General features: G+C 68.6%; 1 pseudogene. It reads right to left on the minus strand.

Going from position 1 to position 555, the window contains the following annotated elements:
• Nucleotides 1-555: pseudogene (locus tag ACYP2Q_RS31490) on the minus strand (ImcF-related family protein); the annotation flags it as partial.

Genomic DNA, 555 nt, shown 5'->3' on the forward strand with positions numbered 1-555 from the left:
CGTCCCATTCGCTGACGATCGCCCGTTGCCACTGGCGGTTGAGGCTGCTGGCCGAGGGTTGCAGGACGCGCTGCCAGGCTTGCTCCAGCGGCTGCACGAACAGGGTCTGGCCGATACCGCCCCACTCCGCGCCGAGGCTGGCGGCGAGCTGGCTGCCATAGGCGCGGGTGTCGGTGAGGTCGATGCTTTTGCCCTGGAACACGGTCTGCGCCAGGGTCTGGGTCATGTCCTGCGGGTCGGCGGCATGGTTCACCTGCTGCAGGGTCAGGCGGGTGCGCGTGACCTGGTTGAGGAAGGCTTGCAGGCTCAGGCGCTCGCGCTCGTCCTGGCCTTCGGCGGTTTTGCCGAGCACGGCCAGCAGCGGGCCGAAGGTGGCGTCCAGGGGACTTTTGGGTCCCTGCAGTGGCTGCTCGATCAGCGGCCCTGGAGCCTGGGCGATCAGCTTTTGCGCCGAACTGATCAGCGAGTCGGCCAACGCCTGGGTCCGTGTGCCGGCCTGTCCCTGGTAGGCCAGGGTGTTCATCAGCGCGATCAGCGGCGACTGGCGCACGTCGC

The organism is Pseudomonas sp. MHK4, assembly GCF_054600775.1.